Origin of the sequence: Gryllotalpicola kribbensis, assembly GCF_039538245.1 — a bacterium.
Taxonomy (GTDB): domain Bacteria; phylum Actinomycetota; class Actinomycetes; order Actinomycetales; family Microbacteriaceae; genus Gryllotalpicola; species Gryllotalpicola kribbensis.
Map to the genome: position 1 here is coordinate 132443 of NZ_BAABBX010000002.1, position 19469 is coordinate 151911.

General features: G+C 70.6%; 16 protein-coding genes. 5 read left to right on the forward strand and 11 right to left on the reverse strand.

Features of this window, described 5'->3' with window-relative positions; genetic code table 11:
- Window positions 1–126: 126 nt before the first annotated feature.
- Window positions 127–1245 (forward strand): alanine dehydrogenase, encoded by a 1119-nt coding sequence (gene ald / locus ABD716_RS01885; RefSeq protein WP_344773208.1) that lies wholly within the window; start codon window positions 127–129, stop codon window positions 1243–1245.
- Window positions 1246–1292: 47 nt separating this feature from the next.
- On the opposite strand, the gene ABD716_RS01890 is transcribed toward ald, so the two are convergent.
- The 4 genes from ABD716_RS01890 to ABD716_RS01905 form a co-directional block, all read right to left on the reverse strand.
- Entirely contained in the window at window positions 1293–4121 is a 2829-nt protein-coding gene (locus tag ABD716_RS01890; protein ID WP_344773210.1) for an FtsK/SpoIIIE domain-containing protein, read from the reverse strand.
- 121 nt (window positions 4122–4242) lie between these two features.
- Window positions 4243–4809 (reverse strand): hypothetical protein, encoded by a 567-nt coding sequence (locus ABD716_RS01895; protein ID WP_344773212.1) that lies wholly within the window; start codon window positions 4807–4809, stop codon window positions 4243–4245.
- A 70-nt stretch (window positions 4810–4879) separates the two neighbouring features.
- Window positions 4880–5734: a PP2C family protein-serine/threonine phosphatase gene (locus ABD716_RS01900; protein ID WP_344773214.1), complete on the reverse strand. Its 855-nt coding sequence runs from the start codon at window positions 5732–5734 to the stop codon at window positions 4880–4882.
- Window positions 5735–5852: 118 nt separating this feature from the next.
- Window positions 5853–7292 carry a gamma-aminobutyraldehyde dehydrogenase gene (locus tag ABD716_RS01905; protein ID WP_344773216.1) on the reverse strand — a complete coding sequence of 480 codons (1440 nt, stop codon included), beginning with the start codon at window positions 7290–7292 and terminating at the stop codon, window positions 5853–5855.
- A gap of 88 nt (window positions 7293–7380) precedes the next feature.
- On the opposite strand from ABD716_RS01905, the gene ABD716_RS01910 reads away from it, so the two are divergent.
- Together ABD716_RS01910 and ABD716_RS01915 are read left to right on the forward strand one after the other, a co-directional pair.
- A complete protein-coding gene (locus ABD716_RS01910) occupies window positions 7381–7863 on the forward strand; it encodes an Lrp/AsnC family transcriptional regulator (protein ID WP_344773218.1) in 483 nt (160 codons plus the stop codon).
- 35 nt (window positions 7864–7898) lie between these two features.
- On the forward strand, window positions 7899–9311 hold the full coding sequence (locus ABD716_RS01915; RefSeq protein WP_344773220.1) for an aspartate aminotransferase family protein: 1413 nt from the start codon (window positions 7899–7901) through the stop codon (window positions 9309–9311).
- Between the two features lie 52 nt (window positions 9312–9363).
- Here the strand turns inward: ABD716_RS01915 and ABD716_RS01920 are convergent, their stop codons facing one another.
- The 7 genes from ABD716_RS01920 to ABD716_RS01950 all read right to left on the reverse strand — a co-directional run bounded on the left by ABD716_RS01920 (window position 9364) and on the right by ABD716_RS01950 (window position 18147).
- A complete protein-coding gene (locus tag ABD716_RS01920; RefSeq protein WP_344773222.1) occupies window positions 9364–10119 on the reverse strand; it encodes an HAD-IIB family hydrolase in 756 nt (251 codons plus the stop codon).
- 68 nt (window positions 10120–10187) lie between these two features.
- A complete protein-coding gene (locus tag ABD716_RS01925; RefSeq protein ID WP_344773224.1) occupies window positions 10188–11270 on the reverse strand; it encodes a DUF4192 family protein in 1083 nt (360 codons plus the stop codon).
- 106 nt (window positions 11271–11376) lie between these two features.
- A complete protein-coding gene (locus tag ABD716_RS01930; protein WP_344773225.1) occupies window positions 11377–13416 on the reverse strand; it encodes an ABC transporter ATP-binding protein in 2040 nt (679 codons plus the stop codon).
- Window positions 13413–15143, reverse strand: a complete 1731-nt coding sequence (locus ABD716_RS01935) for an ABC transporter ATP-binding protein (RefSeq protein WP_344773227.1) — start codon at window positions 15141–15143, stop codon at window positions 13413–13415. The genes ABD716_RS01930 and ABD716_RS01935 overlap by 4 nt, the downstream gene beginning before the upstream one ends.
- Window positions 15137–15826: a TetR/AcrR family transcriptional regulator gene (locus ABD716_RS01940; protein ID WP_344773229.1), complete on the reverse strand. Its 690-nt coding sequence runs from the start codon at window positions 15824–15826 to the stop codon at window positions 15137–15139. Before ABD716_RS01940 ends, ABD716_RS01935 begins: the two co-directional genes overlap by 7 nt.
- Before the next feature lie 253 nt (window positions 15827–16079).
- The gene (locus tag ABD716_RS01945) at window positions 16080–17054 is read right to left on the reverse strand and encodes an aldo/keto reductase (protein WP_344773231.1); all 975 of its coding nucleotides are present in this window, start codon (window positions 17052–17054) and stop codon (window positions 16080–16082) included.
- 34 nt (window positions 17055–17088) lie between these two features.
- Window positions 17089–18147, reverse strand: coding sequence for a dipeptidase (locus ABD716_RS01950; RefSeq protein WP_344773233.1), 1059 nt, complete (start codon window positions 18145–18147; stop codon window positions 17089–17091).
- A 120-nt stretch (window positions 18148–18267) separates the two neighbouring features.
- Between ABD716_RS01950 and ABD716_RS01955 the strand changes: the two genes are divergently transcribed.
- Window positions 18268–18768, forward strand: coding sequence for a methylated-DNA--[protein]-cysteine S-methyltransferase (locus tag ABD716_RS01955; RefSeq protein WP_344773235.1), 501 nt, complete (start codon window positions 18268–18270; stop codon window positions 18766–18768).
- A complete protein-coding gene (locus tag ABD716_RS01960; protein ID WP_344773237.1) occupies window positions 18765–19349 on the forward strand; it encodes a DNA-3-methyladenine glycosylase I in 585 nt (194 codons plus the stop codon). Before ABD716_RS01955 ends, ABD716_RS01960 begins: the two co-directional genes overlap by 4 nt.
- The last annotated feature ends 120 nt before the right edge of the window (window positions 19350–19469 follow it).

Consider the following 19469-nt stretch of genomic DNA (forward strand, 5'->3'; position numbering starts at 1 on the left):
CCGCTGCTTACTGAGTCGCTTGGAACGGAATCCGCAGTATTCACCGGACCAGACTGTCGATCTCAGCCCCGCGCACGCTAACCTGAGGCGTGGCCCACGAGGCCGCCCGCCGACGACAGGAGCGACATGCGCATCGGAGTACCCCGCGAGATCAAGGACAACGAATTCCGCGTGGCGATCACGCCCGCCGGAGTGCACGCTCTGACCGGCAGCGGCCATCGCGTCGTCGTCGAGTCGGGAGCCGGGCTCGGCTCGTCGATCACCGACGAGGAGTACCGCGACGCCGGCGCGGTCATCGAGCCGGACGCCGCCGCGGTCTGGGCCGACGCCGAGCTCGTGCTCAAGGTGAAGGAGCCGATCGCAACCGAGTACGAGCACTTCCGTGACGGTCTCGTGCTGTTCACGTACCTGCACCTCGCCGCCGACCGGCCCCTGACGGACGCGCTCGCGGCCGCCGGCGTGACCGCGATCGCCTATGAGACGGTGCAGCTGCCGGAGCGGCAGCTTCCGCTCCTCGCGCCGATGAGCGAGGTCGCCGGAAGGCTGGCACCGATCGTCGGCGCCAGCACGCTGATGAAGCCCGCCGGTGGCGTCGGCCTGCTCGTGCCAGGCGTTCCGGGCACCCGCCCGGCCGACGTCGTGATCATCGGCGGAGGCGTCGCGGGTTCGAACGCCATCACGACCGCGGTGGGCCTCGGAGCGCAGGTGACCGTGCTCGACACCAACATCGGGCGGCTGCGCCAGCTCGACGACCTCTACCAGGGCCGGATCAAGACGATCGCGTCGAACCCCTTCGAGATCGAGAAGGCCGTCACCGCGGCCGATCTCGTCGTGGGGTCGGTGCTGATTCCCGGCGCCAAGGCCCCGAAGCTGGTCACGAACGACCTCGTGGCGCGGATGCGGCCCGGCAGTGTGCTCGTCGACATCGCGATCGACCAGGGCGGATGCTTCGAGGACAGTCACCCCACGACGCACAGCGCCCCGACGTTCCGCGTGCACGACTCGATCTTCTACTGCGTGGCGAACATGCCGGGGGCGGTCGCCCAGACCTCGACGTATGCGCTGACGAACGCCACTCTTCCGTACCTGCGGGCGATCGCCGGCCAGGGCTGGCGTGCCGCCCTCGCCGCTGACCCCGCGCTCGCCCTCGGCCTGAACGTGCACGGCGGTGCGGTCGTGAACGAGGGCGTTGCCGCTGCCCACGGCCTCGAGCTGGGCTCCCTCGGGGCGGTGCTCGCCGCGTAGCAGGTTCCGGCGACGGCGAGCCCGCTGCGTCGGCGTGCCGCGGCGTCTCATGCGGCCTCGAGGACGCAGCGGCGCATGCGCCCGTCTGCGGAGACCAGCCAGCCCGCGCCGGACCCGGGCGAGAGCGGCGGCGGCAGCGCGCGGCTGCGCGTGAGGGCGCGCACATCGGCCGCGTCGCACCCGGAGAAGACGATGGGATGCCGCGCTTTGAGTGCGGCGAACAGCGACCACCGCCCGAGCCACGCGTCGGGGTCGCCGACGAGCAGCACGCCGGTCGGCAACCGCGCGTCGGCGAGCACTGCCTCGGGGACGAGGGTTCCGGCGACGGGCGGCTGTGTGAGGTCGACGACCGCTTCGGCCGGAAGCCCGGCGGCGCGCGCCCGGGAGAGCACTCGGGCGGGCGAGCGGCTGACCAGGATCGTCGCGCTGCCCCGCGCCGGGACGAGCGTCACCCGGGCGGGTGGCTCACCTGCCGACGCGATGCGGACGCCGTCGAGCGTCTCGAGGTGCGGGCCGGGGGCGAGGAACTGCACGCGCCGCCCGCGCCAGACACCGCCGCCCGCCGGCATCCCCTCGTCCCACAGCTCGGCAGGCGCCCCGGCGAGCACGTGCTCCTGTCGGTTCGGCTGGCGCAGCAGCACCGTCTCGCGGGCGAGGGCGAGCGTGCTGCGCATGGGACCGGCCTGCCGCTGGGCCGCGACCACGGCGTAGACGCCGGCGGCGGGCCCGTCACGCAGGACTCGCGCGAGCCGCTCGCTCCAGGCCGCCGCGTACTCGTCGCCGAGCCGAGCGCACACGGCGTCGGCGTCGTCGATGGCCAGGAGCAGACCGGGGCTGTCGGCCGCGTCCGGGTCTTCGCAGCGCTCGGCGGCGGCCTCGACCGCGTCCCATGCGTGCTCACGGTCGGCGCCCACGACGACGGAATCGAGCCCGGACGCGTCGGCGAGCAGCCGCAGCACGCTCGATTTGCCGCTGCGCGCTGCGCCGAGGACGAGGAGCGGCGCCTCTTCCGCACGGAAGGTCAGCATGGCTCGCTGCTGCTGATCGGGAAGGTCGGCGAGCCCGACCACCTGCCGCCCCGCGTCGGCCGGAAGGTCGGCGCGCGTCAGCACGGCGGGCAGCGGGTCCAGCCATGGACGTCGCGGCGAGGAGTGGGCCGACGCCGCCGCGAGCTCGGCGAGATCGGCCGCCGTCGTGCGGGCGATCTGGACCTCGGTCGCCGCCCCGTCGATGGACATGATGCAGCGACCGGGGTTCGATGCGGAGAGCCTGGACGCGGCATCCGTGCCGACCACCCACCGGCTGTCGGAGTCGGATTGCACGCGCAGGCTGAGCCGCAGCGGGCAGTTGGCGACGAGTGCGTCGCGCATGACACCCGCCGGCCGCTGGGTGGCGAGGATCAGGTGGATGCCGAGGGCGCGGCCCCGCGCCGCGATGTCGGTGAACAACGGTCCGAAGTCGGGGAACGCGTCGATCATGGCCGCGAACTCGTCGACGACGATCACGAGACGCGGCAGCGCCCCGCGCGCCTCGGCAACGTCGCGCACCCCGAGCCGGGCGAGTTCGGCCTCGCGCCGTCGCAGCTCGGCCGACAGACTGCTGAGAGCGCGGGCGGCCTCACCGTGCTGCAGATCGGTGATCACGCCGACGACGTGCGGCAGCGCGGCCAGCGGGCGGAAGGCGGCGCCGCCCTTAAAGTCGACGAGCAGCACGACGATCTCTGCGCTCGAACGCCCCGACACCATGCCGGCCACCCAGGTGACGAGCAGCTCGCTCTTCCCGCTGCCGGTGACGCCCGCGACGACGGCGTGCGGCCCGTCGGCGACGAGGTCGACCTCGGCGATGCCGTGCTGCGTGCGACCGATCGATGCGCCGAGCCGGGGCCCGCCCGCGGCAGGCAGGTCGCCGAAGGCCACCTCGGCCGGCAGCGCGCGCGTTCCTGCGCCGAGTCCGAGCCCCGCCGCGCGCGCGACGAGGGCGGCGACGAACCGCTCGGCCTCGGCGCGCGACACGAGCTCGGGTGCGACGGATGCCTCGAGCAGGGCGTGCTCGGCCGATCCGCTGCCCGCGCGATTCTCGCCGCCGAACACCTCCACGGCAGCGGCAACGGGTGAGCCGAGCGACACGACGACCCGGTAGCCGGGCGGAACGAGCCGCGCCTGTGCGAAGACCCCGAAGCGGGGCACGACGGCGCCGCCGGCGCCCGAGCAGTGGGGCAGCGCCTCGAGCCAGTCCCACTCGCCGCGCGCATGGCCGGCAGCGTCGATGAGCTCGGGCGGCCCCAGGCGACCAGGCGGCAGAGCCGCGAACAGCTGCACCAGAAGCCCGCGCAGATAGGCACGCGCCAGCACGTCGGGGCCGCAGACCGCGATGCCTTGCTCGGGAAACGCGACGACCGGAGCCCCGTCGAGCCGCTCGGCGAGATGGCAGAGCGCGAGCTCGTCGGGCTCTCTCGCATCGCCGGTGACGGTGAGGCCGCTCGCCACGGTGCCGACGCCCAGCGCTACGACGGCCTCGTCGCCCTTCCACAGCGCTGGACCCTCCATGCTCGCGAGCGCCGCCGCGGCCCCCGGCGCCCGCCGCCGCAGCGCGCGCCGCAGCCTCTCGTGGGCGAGCTCGACGCCGGCACGCAGCCGCTCCAGCTCGGCGGCGCGCTCCGCTGCCGCCGCACGGCGCTCACGGCCGCCCCCGCGGCGCCCCTCGAGAAGCGAGATGACGGCGCCGATCGGGCCGAGCGCGGCGAACGCCAGCGCATACGGCGAGCGCGTCATGAGCCACAGCGCCCCGGCCATCACCACAGGCGTGATGAAGGCGGCCCACGACATGCGCGGCGGGCGCGGCTCGGGCGGCCGAGGCGGAAGGGAAAGGGCGGTCACCCGTTCAGGACAGCACGGCCGAGGCATCCGCCATCGCGCCACAGCCCTGAAATGTGGAGAACGCGGGCGATCTGCGCGCTGTGCTGGGGAAGACCCGTGGCGCTCCCCCGTGCCGGCGGCGCTAGCCGACGATCAGGTACTGGTCGCCGATCTCGACTCGCGACCCGCGCGCGACCCGGTAGCGGCGCCCCGGCTCGCACTCGCGCCGCAATCCGTCCGCCCCGACGATCGCGGTTCCGTTCGACGAGAACCGGTCGAGCACCCACAGCTCGTCGCCCTCGACGCCGAACTCGAGGTGCGTCTTCGACACGGAGCGGCCCGGATCGGCGATCGCGACCAGTTGATCGAAGCTCTCGCCCGCGGCGGCCACCGGCTTGCGGCCGACGAGACCGCTGCCCGCGACGATGACCCGTTCACCCGTCGAGGCGGCGAGAACCCATGTCGGAACGGGCGCGGACAGGTCACCGGGGTCGGGCAGTGCCGATGTCTCGATCACGGCGGGCTTGGCAGCGGCTGCGCTGCGGCGGGCGGCCGACTCGGTGATGGTGCGCAGCACCGACGCGGTGACCACCTGAGTGTCAGTGGGCCGGTTGTCGTCGATCGGATGCCGCAGATACGGCGTCGCCTCGACAGCGCTGCCGCACTCGCCGCAGAAGATCGCCCCCTCGAAGAGCTCGCTTCCGCACACGCGGCATCTCAGCGCACCTGTCCCCTGCACTCCCTCACGATAACCCGGGCAGTGTGGGAGAACCCCCAGGTCACGCCGGAAGCGGCCCTGTCCGGGCCCGCCTTCCCTCGCCCCCAGTTCGGGGCCCAGCCGCCGCGAGCTCGGGCGTTCCGAGCACGTCGACCACGACGACGCTGACGTTGTCGCGCCCGCCGTTTCCGAGCGCGGCGTCCATCAGACGCGAGGCCGTGTCTGCGGCCGAGCTGCCGATGGAGAGGAAGTGGCGGATGCCGTGCTCGGTGAGCTCCTTCGTGAGCCCGTCGGAGCACACGAGAAGGCGCGAACCCGCGACGATGGGAATGAGCCAGAAGTCGGGCACCGGGTCCTCGTTGAAGCCGACCGCCCGCGTGATCACGTTGGCGTGGGGGTGCACCTCGGCCTCGGCCGGGGTGATCAGCCCCCTGTCCAGCAGCTGCTGCACGATGCTGTGGTCGACCGTGAGCTGCTCGAGGACGCCGCCCACCAGTTGATAGACGCGCGAGTCGCCGATGTTGAACACCAGCCAGTACGGCGAGCCGTCGCGCAAGGTGAGGGCGATTCCCGTCACCGTCGTGCCCGTGCCGAGGTCGGTCATTCCGACCCCGCGACTCATGTCGTCGACGGCCGCCCGAAGCGCGTCGCTGATCTCGGGCGCGGCGATGAAGCGCCGCCCCAGCTGCTCGGCGAGGCGGGTGATCACCGCCGAGCTCGCGAAGTCGCCCGCTTCGTGGCCGCCCATGCCGTCGGCGACCGCGAAGATCGGGGCGCGGGCCAGCACGCTGTCCTCGTTGACCGCCCTGCGATGCCCGCGATCGCTCGCGGCAGACCACGAGAGCGTGATGCGCTCGCCCTCGCGCTCGGGCACGGCGATGTCGTGCCGCCTGCTGCTGCGACCGATTTGAGTCACAGAGTTCTCCCGGGATGGAGTCGATCGGTGGACGCAGACAGCCTAGTCAGTGAACTGCACCGTTGTTGAGCGGGTTGTCAATTGTGCATCGGACGAGAGCGACGGACGACGAGCACGGTCACTCGCCGATGTACGACATCACGTGCTTGATGCGGGTGTAGTCCTCGAAGCCGTACTGCGAGAGGTCCTTCCCGTAGCCCGAGTGCTTGAAGCCGCCGTGCGGCATCTCGGCGACGATCGGAATGTGGGTGTTGATCCACACACAGCCGAAGTCGAGTCCCTTGGCGAATCGCATCGCGCGGCCGTGGTCCTTCGTCCACACGGATGAGGCGAGGCCGTACTGCACGCCGTTCGCGTGGCGCAGCGCCTCGGCCTCGTCGCGGAACGTCTGCACGGTGATGACCGGCCCGAAGATCTCTGTCTGGATCTGCTCGTCGTCCTGCCGGAGGCCGTCGAGCACAGTCGGCTCGATGAGGAATCCGCGCTCGCCCTTGCGCGTGCCGCCCGTGACGACAGTCGCGTGGTCGGGCAGCCGGTCGAGGAATCCCATGACGCGCGCGAACTGGTCGGCGTTGTTGACGGCGCCGAAGAAGGCGTCGGGGTCGGCCGGCAGCCCGACCGGCGTGCTCGCCTTCGCGTAGGCGGCGAGCGCGGCCACGAACTCGTCGTGGATCCGCTCGTGCACGAGCACGCGGGTGGCGGCCGTGCAGTCCTGCCCCGCGTTGAAGTAGCCGGCGCTCGCGATGCCTTCCACCGCCTTCTCGAGGTCGGCATCGTCGAACACGACGACCGGCGCCTTCCCGCCGAGCTCGAGGTGAACGCGTTTGAGATCTGCGGATGCCGCACGCGCCACTTCCATTCCGGCGCGGACCGACCCCGTGATCGACACCAGCTGCGGCGTCTTGTGGTCGATCATCGCGGCGCCGGTGCTGCGGTCGCCGACGATGACGTTGAGGACGCCCGCTGGGAGGAACTCCGCGGCGATCTCGGCCAGCAGCAGCGTCGACTGGGGCGTGGTGTCCGACGGCTTCAGCACCGTCGTGTTGCCCGCGGCGAGCGCGGGTGCGAACTTCCACACCGCCATGTTCAACGGGTAGTTCCACGGCGTCACCTGGCCGACGACCCCGATCGGCTCGCGGCGGACGAAGCTCGTGTGGTCCTTCATGTACTCGGCGGCCGCACGGCCCTCGAGGTTGCGCGCGGCGCCCGCGAAGAAGCGGATCTGGTCGACCGACAGCAGGATCTCGTCGGCGACCAGATTCGCTCGCGGTTTGCCGGTGTCCTGCGATTCGAGGTCGGCGAAGTCGTCGGCGCGGCGCTCCATTTCGTCGGCGATGCGGAACAGCGCCAGCTGCCGTGCGGCCGGAGTCGTCTCGCGCCAGACGGGGAACGCATCGGCCGCGGCGCGGAAGGCCCGATCGACGTCCTCGGGCGAGGAGACCGGCGACTCCGCGTATTCCCCCTCGGTCGCGGGATCGACCAGCGTGAGGGTGCGCTCGGCCCTGGCATCCGTGTATTCGCCTGCGATGAAGTTCTGAAGCGTACGCGTCGACGTCATGCGCAGACTCTACCGATTCCGTCGTCAATCCGCGCTACCTGATACGGATTCACTTGCCGGACATACCTTGCACTGACAGAATCGACGCATGTCGACCGTTTCGCGACCCGTCGCGCCCCGCCCCCAGCCGCTCGATGACGTCTCGAAAGCGATCATCGAGCAGCTGCAGGAGGACGGCCGGCGTTCGTACGCGGAGATCGGCAAGGCCGTCGGGCTCTCGGAGGCCGCCGTGCGCCAGCGGGTGCAGAAGCTCACCGAGTCCGGCGTCATGCAGATCGTCGCGGTGACGGACCCGCTGCAGCTCGGCTTCTTCCGGCAGGCCATGATCGGCATCCGCGTCAGCGGCGACACCCGCGTGGTGGCCGAGCAGCTCTCGGCGCTCGACGCCGTCGACTATGTCGTTCTCACGGCAGGCGATTTCGACATCCTCGTCGAAGTCGTGTGCGAGAGCGACGAGGAGCTGATCACGCTGCTGAACTCCGAGATCCGCGCCATCGAACACGTGGTCTCGACCGAGACCTTCGTCTACCTCCGGCTGCAGAAGCAGCACTACAACTGGGGCACGCGCTGAGCCGGCGCGCGTTCACTAGGGGAATCGAGCACACCATGACCGACACGATCGCTCCCGCCACGGTCTACTCCGCGGCCGAAGACGCCGCGCTGCGCGCGAAGGCGAAGGACCACCTGTGGATGCACATGTCGTCGCAGGGGCCGCTCGAGGCCGGCGAGACGCCCATCATCGTCCGCGGCGAGGGCCACACCATCTGGGACAGCCGCGGCAAGTCGTACATCGACGGCCTCGCCGGCCTGTTCGTCGTCAACGCCGGCCACGGCCGCCGCCGGCTCGCCGAAGCCGCTGCGAAGCAGGCCGAGCAGCTCGCCTTCTTCCCGCTGTGGTCGTATGCCCACCCGGCGGCCATCGAGCTCGCCGACCGGCTCGCCGACTTCGCGCCGGGCGACCTCAACCGCGTGTTCTTCTCCACGGGAGGCGGCGAGGCGGTCGAGACCGCGTTCAAGCTCGCGAAGAACTACTGGAAGCTGGTCGGCAAGCCCGGCAAGCACAAGGTCATCTCGCGTGCGATCGCCTATCACGGCACCCCGCAGGGGGCGCTCGCGATCACCGGGCTGCCCGGCCTCAAGCAGCAGTTCGAGCCGCTGACGCCCGGCGGGTTCCGCGTGCCGAACACCAACTACTACCGCGCGGAAGAGAACGGCTTCCCGGGCGGCACCGAAGAGCAGTTCGGCATCTGGGCCGCCGAGCGCATCCGCCAGGCGATCGAGTTCGAGGGCGCCGACTCGGTCGCGGCCGTCTTCCTCGAGCCCGTGCAGAACTCCGGCGGGTGCTTCCCGCCGCCTCCCGGCTACTTCCACCGCGTGCGCGAGATCTGCGACGAGTACGACGTGCTGCTGGTCTCCGACGAGGTGATCTGCGCCTTCGGCCGCATCGGCTCGATGTTCGCCTCGGTCGACTTCGGCTACCAGCCCGACATGATCACCTGCGCGAAGGCGCTGACGTCCGGCTACTCCCCCATCGGCGCCACCATCGTCAGCGACCGCATCTACGAGCCGTTCCGCACGGGCGAGAACAACTTCCTGCACGGGTACACCTTCGCAGGGCATCCGGTCTCGGCCGCGGTCGCCCTCGAGAACCTCGACATCTTCGAAGAAGAGGGGCTCAACCAGCGCGTCGCCGAGAACTCGCCGCTGTTCCGCGCCGAGCTCGAGAAGCTGCTTGCGCTGCCGATCGTCGGCGATGTGCGCGGCGCCGGGTACTTCTTCGGCATCGAGCTCGTGAAGGACAAGGCCACGAAGGAGACGTTCACGGAGGAGGAGTCCGAGCGGATCCTCAAGGGCTTCGTCTCGCACGAGCTGTTCGAGAACGGCCTGTACTGCCGCGCCGACGACCGCGGCGACCCCGTGATCCAGCTCTCGCCGCCGCTCACCGTGGGTCCGTCGGAGTTCGCGCAGATGCGCGAGATCCTCGAGGGCGTGCTGAAGGACGCCTGGACGAAGCTCTGAGTGGTTGGCGGATGCCCCACGCGGGCGCGCCGCGCGCAGAGGCCGGCCCGGGCTACTCCGCGAGCAGCCCCTCGAGGTAGGCCACCGTGTCTTCCCAGCCGCCGACCATCTGGGTGCGGACGCCCGTGCGCACCACGGGGTAGTCGTTGCCGTCGGGGTCGAGCCGGTCGCCGACGAAGATCATGTCTTCGACGGGGATGGCACTGACCTCGACGAGCCGCTCGAGCGCGTAGCCCTTGTCGACACCGGCGCGGGTGATGTCGATCGACGTCGACCCGCCGGAGCGCACCGAGAGCTGCGGCAGCTGCGCCTGCACGGCGGCCGCAAGGCGGTTCTTCTTCTCGCCGCTCGGATCCCACGCCTTCTTCGCGTCGACAGGAGCCTGCTGGCCGAGCGCCGAGAACGTGATCTGCGAGCCGCGGTCTTCGAGGATGGGGCCCCAGGTCTCGGCCTCCCAGTAGCCGAACCGCTTCGCGGTGGCCTCGATCGCGGCGAGCGCCGCGGACTTCTCCTCCGCCGAGAGCCCATCCTCGTACTGCATGGACCACTCGCCGTCGACGTAGCGCCAGTACTGCGTTCCGGTGACGGGCATGAGGAACAGCCGCCCGAGGCCCGCCTCGGAGGCACCCGTCAGCCGTTCGATCACCTGCTGGCGGAACTGGCCGATCTGGCCGCCCGAGATGATCGCGACGGATGCCTTCTCGAGCAGCCGCGCGAGCACTGAGGCGACCGCGTCGGGCAGGGGGGACTTCGAGGGGGCCAGGGTGTCGTCGAGGTCGAAGGCGATGAGCTGGGCATCGACAGGCATGCGGGAGTTCCTCCGTAAGGGGCGTGGTCTCCACAGATCGTAGTCGGCGGCCCTGACCGGCCCCGCCTTCAGTCGCCCGGCATCGCGTACGCCCAGCCGGGCAGGTGCCCCTGACGCAGCACGGTCTGCAGCAGCTCGGCCAGGCCGTAGGACCGGTCGAGCTCGCGCGCCCGATCGACGAGGCGACTCGCGACCGACCCGCGCCCCTGCGACCAGTGCAGCCAGCCGAGCACGGTCAGCGCGACGTGTGCGACGTCGTCAGGGGCGAGGGCCGCGATGCGCGACATCAGCGCGGTCGCTCGAGAGACCCGCTCGTGATCGGGCGGCTCGGCGTCGCCGAGGCCCATGAGATCGAGGGCGATCGTGTCGTCGCCGGGGCCGACTTCACCTGCGTCGATGCGCTCGGCCTCGTCGAGCAGCTCGAGACCGCGCTGCGCGCCCCACGCCCACGTGAACAGGACCGCATCGCGCAGCTCTGGGTACAGCAGCACCGGCACGATCGCCGCGAGCTCGTCGCTGTCGGCCGTGCCTGCGTCGAGGGCGAGCGCCTGCTCGGCAGCGAGAATCGGTCGCACCGCGCCGGACCCGGCGATAGCCCTGTCGATCGCCGCATCGAAGGCGCGCCGCGCGAGGTGCCCGACGGTCGGAAGTGCCGCGAGCTCGGCGACGTCGGCCGCGACGGGGTCGCCGTCAGCGCCGAGCGGCGTCTCGTCGAGCTCGTCGAGCCGGTGCGGGATGCCCGCATCGTGCCCGTCGTATGCACCCCAGGCATCGTCGGCCACGCAGAGCGCATCGTGCACCACGAAGCCCGAGTCGAGCAGACGGCCGATCAGCGGCCGAACGAAGGATGCGCGCGGCACGTCCCCGCCGGCGTCGAACGGCCCCTCGGCATAGACCACGACCAGCACGCGGCTGACCTCGGGCACCTTGCAGAGCATGCCGACGAGCGACGCGATGAGCCTCTTCTCGACGGCGGGCGGCGCCGGTTCGGGCAGGTCGACACGCAGGGTCGACACCTGCGCGTCGGCGTGCGTGTTGAGGAACACGATGCTGCGGCGCGGGCGGTAGCCGAGCAGGTGGGGCACAGCGGCGACGACGTCGCGCGAGCTGCGAAGGCGGATGAGCTTGTCGGGCGGGGCGGTCTGGGCCATGCAGGCCAGCCTCGCCGGGGCATCCGTTGCCCAACGCAACAGAGCGCGGGAAAGTGGCACAACTTCCCCGGATCAGCGCCTGTGAGCGGGAAGTCCGCCCGACTAGTCAGGCCTCGTCGACGACTGCGCCCGCGAACTGCGCCTGGTAGAGCCTCGAGTACGCCCCGCCGGCCTCGAGCAGCGAGGAGTGCGAACCCTGCTCGACGATGTCGCCGTGCTCCATCACCAGAATGAGGTCGGCGTCGCGGATCGTCGAGAGCCGGTGCGCGATCACGAACGAGGTGCGCCCCGCCCGCAGCGCGCTCATCGCCTGCTGCACGAGCACCTCGGTGCGGGTGTCGACGGAGCTCGTCGCCTCATCGAGGATCAGCACCGACGGCCGCGACAGGAACGCCCGCGCGATGGTGAGCAGCTGCTTCTCGCCTGCGGAGACGTTCGCGCCCTCGTCCTCGAGCACCGTGTCGTAGCCGTCGGGCAGCGAGTGCACGAAGCGGTCGACGTAGGCGGCGCGCGCCGCGGCGAGGATCTCCTCCTCGCTGGCATCCGGCCGGCCATACGCGATGTTCTCGCGGATCGTGCCCGCGAACAGCCACGTGTCCTGCAGGACCATGCCCATCGCGCCGCGCAGCTCCTGCCGCCGCAGGCGGCGCGTGTCGACGCCGTCGAGCGTGATGCGGCCGGAATCGGGGTCGTAGAAGCGCATCATGAGGTTCACGAGCGTCGTCTTGCCTGCACCGGTCGGCCCGACGATCGCGACCGTCTGCCCGGGTTCTGCCACGAGGTTCAGGCGGGTAATGAGCGGCGCGTCGGGCGCATACGAGAACGCGACGTCCTCGAAGGCGAAGCGGCCCGTCACCGCGCCGAGCGGCTCGGCATCCGCATCGTCCGGCGTCTGCTCGTCGGCATCGAGCAGCTCGAACACGCGCTCGGCGCTCGCGACCCCCGACTGCAGCAGGTTGGCCATCGACCCGAGCTGGGTGAGCGGCTGCGTGAACTGGCGCGAGTACTGGATGAACGCCTGCACGCTTCCGAGCGACAGCGAGCCGCTCGTGATGAGCAGGCCGCCGACGACGGCGATCACGACGTAGATGAGGTTCCCGACGAACATCATCGCCGGCATGATGATGCCGCTGACGAACTGCGCGCCGAAGCTCGCGTCGAACAGCTCGTCGTTCTTCGCGGCGAACCGCGCCTCGACCTCGCGATGGCGCCCGAAGACCTTGACCAGGGCGTGGCCGCTGAACGCCTCTTCGATCTGGGCGTTGAGCTCGCCCGTGTGCCGCCACTGCGCCACGAACTGCTTCTGCGAGCGCTTGGCGATCTGCTGCGTCACGACGATCGTGAGCGGGATCGTGACCAGCGCGATCAGCGCGAGCAGCCACGAGGTCCAGAACATGAACGCCAGCACGCCGATCACGGTGAGGAGCGACTGCAGCAGCTGGCTCATCGTCTGCTGCAGGCTCTGCTGGACGTTGTCGATGTCGTTCGTCACCCGCGAGAGCAGCTCGCCGCGCGGCATCCGGTCGAAGTACGACAGCGGCAGGCGGTGGATCTTCGCCTCGACGTCCTGCCGCTGCGCGAACGTGACGCGCGCGACGACGCCGTTCATGATCCAGCCCTGCGCCCAGCCGAAGACCGCCGCGACGACATAGAGCAGCAGCACCCACATCAGCAGGTGCGCGAGCGCCGTGAAGTCGATGCCCTGGCCGGGGGTGAAGTCGATGTGCCGCAGCAGGTCGGCCAGCTGGCCGTTGCCCTGTTTCTCGAGGCCCGCGATCACCTCGGCCTTGGTCGTGCCGGCCGGCACGTGCGCGAACTGGCGCCCGATGAAGCCCGCGAACACGATGTTCGTCGCGTCACCGAGGAGCTTGGGCCCGACGACCGTGAAGGCGACGGATGCCGCACCGAGCAGCGCCACCAGCGCGACGGCCAGGCGCTCCCCGCGCAGCCGGCCGAGAAGCCTCTTGGCCGACGGGCCGAAGTTCGAGGCCTTCTCCCCCGGCATCGCCATGCCCATCGGGCCGCCGCCGCCCGGGCCGCGGCGCGTCGGGCGCGTCTGCGGCGTCTGCGGGCGCGCAGCGGCAGCGGCGGGGGCACCAGGGGCGGCAGCGGGGGCAGCGGGGGCGGGGCTCTTCTGGTCGCTCATCGCGCCTCCTCCGCAGTGAGCTGCGAGTTCACGATCTCGGCGTACGTGTCGTTGCCCGCCAGCAGTTCCTCATGGCGGCCGATCCCGACCACCCGGCCGTCGTCGATGACCACGATCTGGTCGGCGTCGACGATGGTCGACACGCGCTGCGCGACGATCACGAAGGTTGCGCCGTCGACCTCTCTCTTCAGAGCGGCGCGCAGTCGGGCATCCGTCGCGAGGTCGAGCGCCGAGAACGAGTCGTCGAACACATAGATCTCGGGCCGCTTCACGAGGGCCCGGGCGATCGCGAGCCGCTGCCGCTGGCCGCCCGACACGTTCGTGCCGCCCTGCGCGATCGCGGCCTCGAGCCCGCCGTCCATCTCGCGGACGAACGCGGCGGCCTGAGCGATCTCGAGAGCGCGCCACAGCTCGTCCTCAGTGGCGTCGGGATTGCCGTAGCGCAGGTTGCTCGCGACCGTTCCCGAGAAGAGGTACGGCTTCTGCGGCACGAGGCCGATGCGGCTCCACAGCAGCTCGGGGTCGAGCTCGGCGACGTCGACGCCGTCGACGTAGACGGTGCCGCTCGTGGCGTCGAAGAGCCGGGGCAGCAGGTTGACCAGGGTCGTCTTGCCCGCGCCCGTGGATCCGATGATCGCGAGCGTCTGCCCCGCCTCGGCGCGCAGCGACACGTCGGTCAGCACGGGCTGCTCGGCGCCCGGGTAGTGGAACCCGACCTCGAAGAGCTCGATCGTGCCCCGCTCGCGCAGCTCGCGGACCGGAGCGGCGGGCGCCGCGATAGACGGCTCTGTGCCCAGCACCTCGCCGATGCGCCCGGCGCTCACGGCGGCGCGCGGCACCATGACGGCCATGAACGTGGCCATCATCACCGCCATGAGGATCTGGGCGAGATAGGCGAGGAACGCCGTGAGCGCGCCGATCGGCATGCCCTCTTGAACGCGGAACGAGCCGAACCAGATCACGGCGACGCTCGACAGGTTGAGGATCAGCATGACGATGGGGAACATCGTCGTCATCCAGCGCCCGGCGTTGAGCGCCGCCTCCATGACGTCGCCGTTGACGCGCTCGAAGCGCTCGGTCTCGATGTCCTCGCGCACGAAGGCGCGCACAACGCGGATGCCCGTGAGCTGCTCGCGCAGCACCCGGTTCACGGCGTCGATGCGCCTCTGCATCTTCCGGAACCACGGCACCATGCGGCTCACGACGGCCCCGACGCAGATCAGCAGCACCGGAACCGCGACGGCGATGATCCACGACAGCTCGGCGTCCTGCTGGATCGCGAGGATGACACCACCGACCGCCGTGATCGGCGCGGAGACCATCATGGTGCAGCTCATCAGCACGAGCATCTGGATCTGCTGCACGTCGTTGGTCGAGCGCGTGATGAGGCTCGGCGCTCCGAAGAGCTGCACCTCGCGCTCGCTGAACTGCCCGACGCGGGTGAACACGCTTCCCCGCAGATCGCGCCCGAGGCTCATCGCCGCGCGGGCTCCGAAGTAGACCGCGGTGATCGAGCACGCGACCTGCGCGAGCGTCACGAGCAGCATCCACGCGCCGATGCGCATGATGTAGCCGGTGTCGCCCTTCGCGACGCCGTTGTCGATGATGTCGGCGTTGAGCGTCGGCAGGTAGAGGGCCGCGAGCGACTGGGCGAGCTGGAACACCAGCACCCCCACGAGCAGCTTCCAATGCGGGCCGAGGTGGCGCCGCAGCAGGGCGATCAGCATTGCGCTTCTTTCCGTGTGGGGGTGGCGGATGCCGGGCCCTCGGGTGCGGCGGCCGCGGGTGCCTCGCCGGCGGGTGCCTCACCCGCGGGAGCCTCGCCTGCGATGCCGTGCACCGCCAGGTCGACAAGCTCATCGAGCCCGATCGGCATGGATGCCTGGAACACCTCGATCGACGAGGCGAATGCCAGCAGGCGCAGGAAGGGTGCCACGCGCTCGGCGGGAATGCGCAGCCGGTCGAGCTCGGGCTGCACCAGCTCTGTGACGATGCTCGCGTAGTCGCTGCTCGACGACGGCCGACGCTCGGGCGGCCCGCTGCGGCCGAGGGCGGCCATCATCGTGAACATGCCGCGGAAGCGATCCTGCAGGGCGGAGACCACCTGGCGCACCGTGAAGTCGAGCGACACGCTCGGGTCGATGCGGCGCAGCTGCTCGCGCAGCGGCTCGGGGTCGAGGTACTTCGTGACCGCCGCCTCGATGACGGCGTCCTTGTCGCCGAAGGCCCGGAACACGGTGCCCTCGGCGACGCCGGCTGCCTCGGCGATCTGCTTCGAGGTGACCGCCACGCCGTGTGCCATCACGAGCGGGATCGCGGCGTCGACGATCTGGGCGCGGCGGTCCTCAGGGCTCATCGCGGGGGCACGGCGCGCGGGGGGCGCGTCAGCCGAGGCATCCGTTCTGGTCACTCGCTCACTTTAGTGAGTGAGCGCTCACTCGGCAAGAGGCGCGGGGCTGAACGCCGCGGCGACAATAGATGCCTCTTGCCTTCGCACCACCCCCACGCGGCGACAATAGATGCCGCACGCCAGGCCGAGAAGCGGCATTTACTGTCGCCGCGCGAAAAAACGACACGGGATTCCGGCATCCACTGTCGCCGCACGAAAGAGCGAGACGCGATTCCCGCAGCTAGTGTCGTCGCGCGATGGAAGGGAGGTCGCGCTACACGTACGCGGCGAAGATGCGGGAGATCTCGGCCACCTCGTCGGGCGAGGGATGCCATGCGGACGCCGCTTCGGCGTTGGCGACGATCTGCTCAGGCTTGGTCGCTCCCGCGATCACCGAGGTGAGCCCCGGCTGCGCGAGCAGCCACCCGAAGGTCGCCTGAAGCATGGTAATGCCGCGGGCGTCGGCGAACGCCTGGTATTCGTCGATCAGGTCCCACGGGGCATCGTCGAGGATGTGCTTGCGCTGCTGCATGATGCGGCTGTCGGCAGGCCCGCCCGCACGGCTGAACTTGCCAGTGAAGAGCCCGTTCTGCAGCGGGAAGTACGGCAGGAAGCCGAGCCCGTACTGGTTGACGGCCGGCAGCACCTCGCGCTCGGCCTCGCGCACGAGCAGGTTGTAGTGGTTCTGCGCCGAGATGAACCGAGGGTGGCCGTGCAGCACCGCCTGGTACTCGGCATCGGCGATCTGCCAGCCCGAGAGGTTCGAGTGCCCGATGTAGCGCACCTTCCCCTCGCTGATGAGGTCGTCGAGCACCGCGAGGGTCTCTTCGATCGGCGTCGCCGGGTCGGGCCGGTGCAGCTGGTAGAGGTCGATCCAGTCGGTCTTCAGCCGCGCGAGCGACGCCTCGACAGCACGGCGCACATAGCGCCGAGACCCGCGAGCGCCCCAGTCGGGGCCGTTCCGGCCCTCCATGTCCATGCCGAACTTGGTCGCGAGCACGATCTGGTCGCGCCTGCCGGCGAGTGCGGTGCCCATGAGCGTCTCTGAGAGACCCTTCTCGCCGCCGCCGTAGATGTCGGCCGTGTCGAACAGCGTCACCCCGGCGTCGATGGCGGCGTCGATCACCGCATTCGTGCCCTCCTGCGTCTCGGTCGCCGTTCCTGGACGCCCGAAGTTGTTGCAGCCGAGGCCCACCGTCGAGACGACGAGGCCGGACGTGCCGAGGGTGCGGTATTCGATTTCTGCCATGGCTCGAGCCTATGAGCGCACGCGGGTGCGTTGCTTATCGGGATGCCTGGAAGGCGGCATCCGTCGCCTTCAGCACGCGCGTGATGTTGCCGCCCGCCAGCGCCGCCAGCTCGTCGGCGCTCCAGCCGCGGGCGGCGAGCTCGGCCAGCAGCTTCGGGTAGTCGCCGACGCCTTCGAGGCCCTCGGGGAACTGCGGTGCGCCGTCGAAGTCGCCGCCGAGGCCGATGTGATCGATGCCCGCCACGGCGCGCGCGTGCTCGACGTGGTCTGCCACATCCGAGACCGTGACCCGCGGAGCCTCGCCCTGGCGGCCGCGTTCGATCCACTCCTTGTATGCGGTCGAGACGAAGCCCGGCACGAAGGTGATCATCACGACGCCGCCGTTGGCCGGCATCCGCTCGAGCACGTCGTCAGGCACGTTGCGCACATGATCGGTGACGGCCCGGCACGAGCTGTGGCTGAAGATCACAGGGGCGGATGCCACGTCGAGCGCATCGTGCATCGTGGTGGCCGCCACGTGCGACAGGTCGACGAGCATGCCGAGGCGGTTCAGCTCGCGCACGAGCTCGCGGCCGCGATCAGAGAGGCCGCCGTGCTGCGGGTCGTCGGTCGCGGAATCCGCGAACTCGGTGGTCAGCCAGTGCGTGAGGGTGAGGTAGCGCACGCCGAGCCGCGCGTACTCGCGCAGCACCGCGAGCGAGCCGTCGAGCTGGTGGCTGCCCTCCGCCCCCATGAAGCTCGCGATCGTGCCGGCCTGTCGCGCGCGGGCCAGGTCGTCGGCCGTGCGGGCGAGGGTGAAGTGCTGCGGGAAGCGCGCAGCGAGCCGGTGGACGAAGTCGATCTGCTCGAGCGTCTCGCGCACGGCGACGGCGCCCTCGCGGCGGTCCTCGACATAGACCGACCAGAACTGGCCGCCCACTCCCCCCGCCTTGAGGCGCGGCACGTCGGTGTCGAAGGAGTCGCCGAGGTCGTGGTCGAGGCCCTCGACCGAGTAGTCGCGCTGGTCCCTGACCTCCCACGCCCAGTCGTTGTGACCGTCGATGATCGGATGCTTCGCGAGTGCGTCTCGGACGAGGTCCTGCGGATCGGCCATGCCTCTATCCTCGCGTGCGTTGCGCGGATCTCCCCCAGCACAGGGCCGCGCGCCCGCGCCTTCTCAACCGATGTCCGATTCCCGCGAGCCGGTGTCGGCGGCGGCGGTTACTGTCGAGCCATGACCACCGCGATTCCCCTCTTCCTGGCGCGCACCGATTCCCCCATCGGCCGCCTCGAGCTGACCAGCGACGGCGACGCCGTCACCTCGCTGTCGATCGCCCGCGACGGGCGCCTTCCCCTCGAGACGCTGCCCGAGAACCCGAACGCCGTGCTCGACGAGGCCGTGCGGCAGCTCGCCGAGTACTTCGCGGGCACGCGCACCGCGTTCGACGTTCCCCTGCACCTGCGCGGCACCGACTTCCAGAAGTCCGTGTGGGCGATCCTCGCACGACTGCCGTTCGGCGAGTTCACGTCCTACGGCGAGATCGGCCACGAGCTCGGGCTGGTGACCGCGGGCCGGGCTGTGGGCGGCGCCGTCGGGGCCAACCCGGTTCCGCTGCTCATCGGCTGTCACCGGGTGCTGTCCTCCTCCGGCCGGGTGACCGGCTACAGCGGCGGCGACGGCATTCCGACCAAACTCTGGCTGCTTGCCCACGAGGGCATCACGCTCGCCGCATGAGCGCCTATCGCGACGCGGTCGAGGGCGCCGACGGGAAGCTGCGCTGCGCCTGGTCGGTCTCGAGCCCCGAATACATCGCCTACCACGACGACGAGTGGGGCCACCCGCTGAAAGACGAGCGACGCCTCTTCGAGAAGATCTGCCTCGAGGGGTTCCAGGCCGGCCTGTCGTGGATCACGATCCTGCGGCGCCGCGAAGGGTTCCGGGCCGCGTTCGACGGCTTCGACCCGGCCGTCGTCGCCGAATACGGCGAGGCCGACGTCGAGCGCCTGCTCGCCGACACCCGTATTATCCGGCATCGCGGCAAGATCGAGGCGACCATCAGCAATGCGCGCGCGGTGCTCGCCCTCGACCGACCCCTCGTCGAGCTCGTCTGGTCGTTCGCGCCCGAGGCCGGGTCGCGCCCGAGGCCCGCGTCGTTCCTCGACGTGCCTGCGGTCACGCCCGAGAGCACGGCGCTCAGCAAAGAGCTGCGCAAGCGCGGCTTCAAGTTCGTCGGCCCGACCACGATGTATGCGCTGATGCAATCGGCCGGGCTGGTCGACGACCACGTCGAGGGCTGCTGGCGCGCCGGTTCGTGAGACGAGTCGGGCCGAAGCGCACCCCTAGGCATGTCGCGGTCTCACCACCCGCTGCATGTCATCGCTGCTGCCCGACCGCAGAGCGAGACGAGGGAGAGCACCGGGCGGTGACCGACTCAT

Bases quoted from the DNA above. Each gene is read 5' to 3' on its own strand.
- ald (WP_344773208.1), top strand. From the start codon at position 127: ATGCGCATCGGAGTACCCCGCGAGATCAAGGACAACGAATTCCGCGTG.
- ABD716_RS01905 (WP_344773216.1), bottom strand. From the start codon at position 7,292: ATGACGTCGACGCGTACGCTTCAGAACTTCATCGCAGGCGAATACACG.
- ABD716_RS01910 (WP_344773218.1), top strand. From the start codon at position 7,381: ATGTCGACCGTTTCGCGACCCGTCGCGCCCCGCCCCCAGCCGCTCGAT.
- ABD716_RS01915 (WP_344773220.1), top strand. From the start codon at position 7,899: ATGACCGACACGATCGCTCCCGCCACGGTCTACTCCGCGGCCGAAGAC.
- ABD716_RS01920 (WP_344773222.1), bottom strand. From the start codon at position 10,119: ATGCCTGTCGATGCCCAGCTCATCGCCTTCGACCTCGACGACACCCTG.
- ABD716_RS01925 (WP_344773224.1), bottom strand. From the start codon at position 11,270: ATGGCCCAGACCGCCCCGCCCGACAAGCTCATCCGCCTTCGCAGCTCG.
- ABD716_RS01930 (WP_344773225.1), bottom strand. From the start codon at position 13,416: ATGAGCGACCAGAAGAGCCCCGCCCCCGCTGCCCCCGCTGCCGCCCCT.
- ABD716_RS01935 (WP_344773227.1), bottom strand. From the start codon at position 15,143: ATGCTGATCGCCCTGCTGCGGCGCCACCTCGGCCCGCATTGGAAGCTG.
- ABD716_RS01945 (WP_344773231.1), bottom strand. From the start codon at position 17,054: ATGGCAGAAATCGAATACCGCACCCTCGGCACGTCCGGCCTCGTCGTC.
- ABD716_RS01950 (WP_344773233.1), bottom strand. From the start codon at position 18,147: ATGGCCGATCCGCAGGACCTCGTCCGAGACGCACTCGCGAAGCATCCG.
- ABD716_RS01955 (WP_344773235.1), top strand. From the start codon at position 18,268: ATGACCACCGCGATTCCCCTCTTCCTGGCGCGCACCGATTCCCCCATC.
- ABD716_RS01960 (WP_344773237.1), top strand. From the start codon at position 18,765: ATGAGCGCCTATCGCGACGCGGTCGAGGGCGCCGACGGGAAGCTGCGC.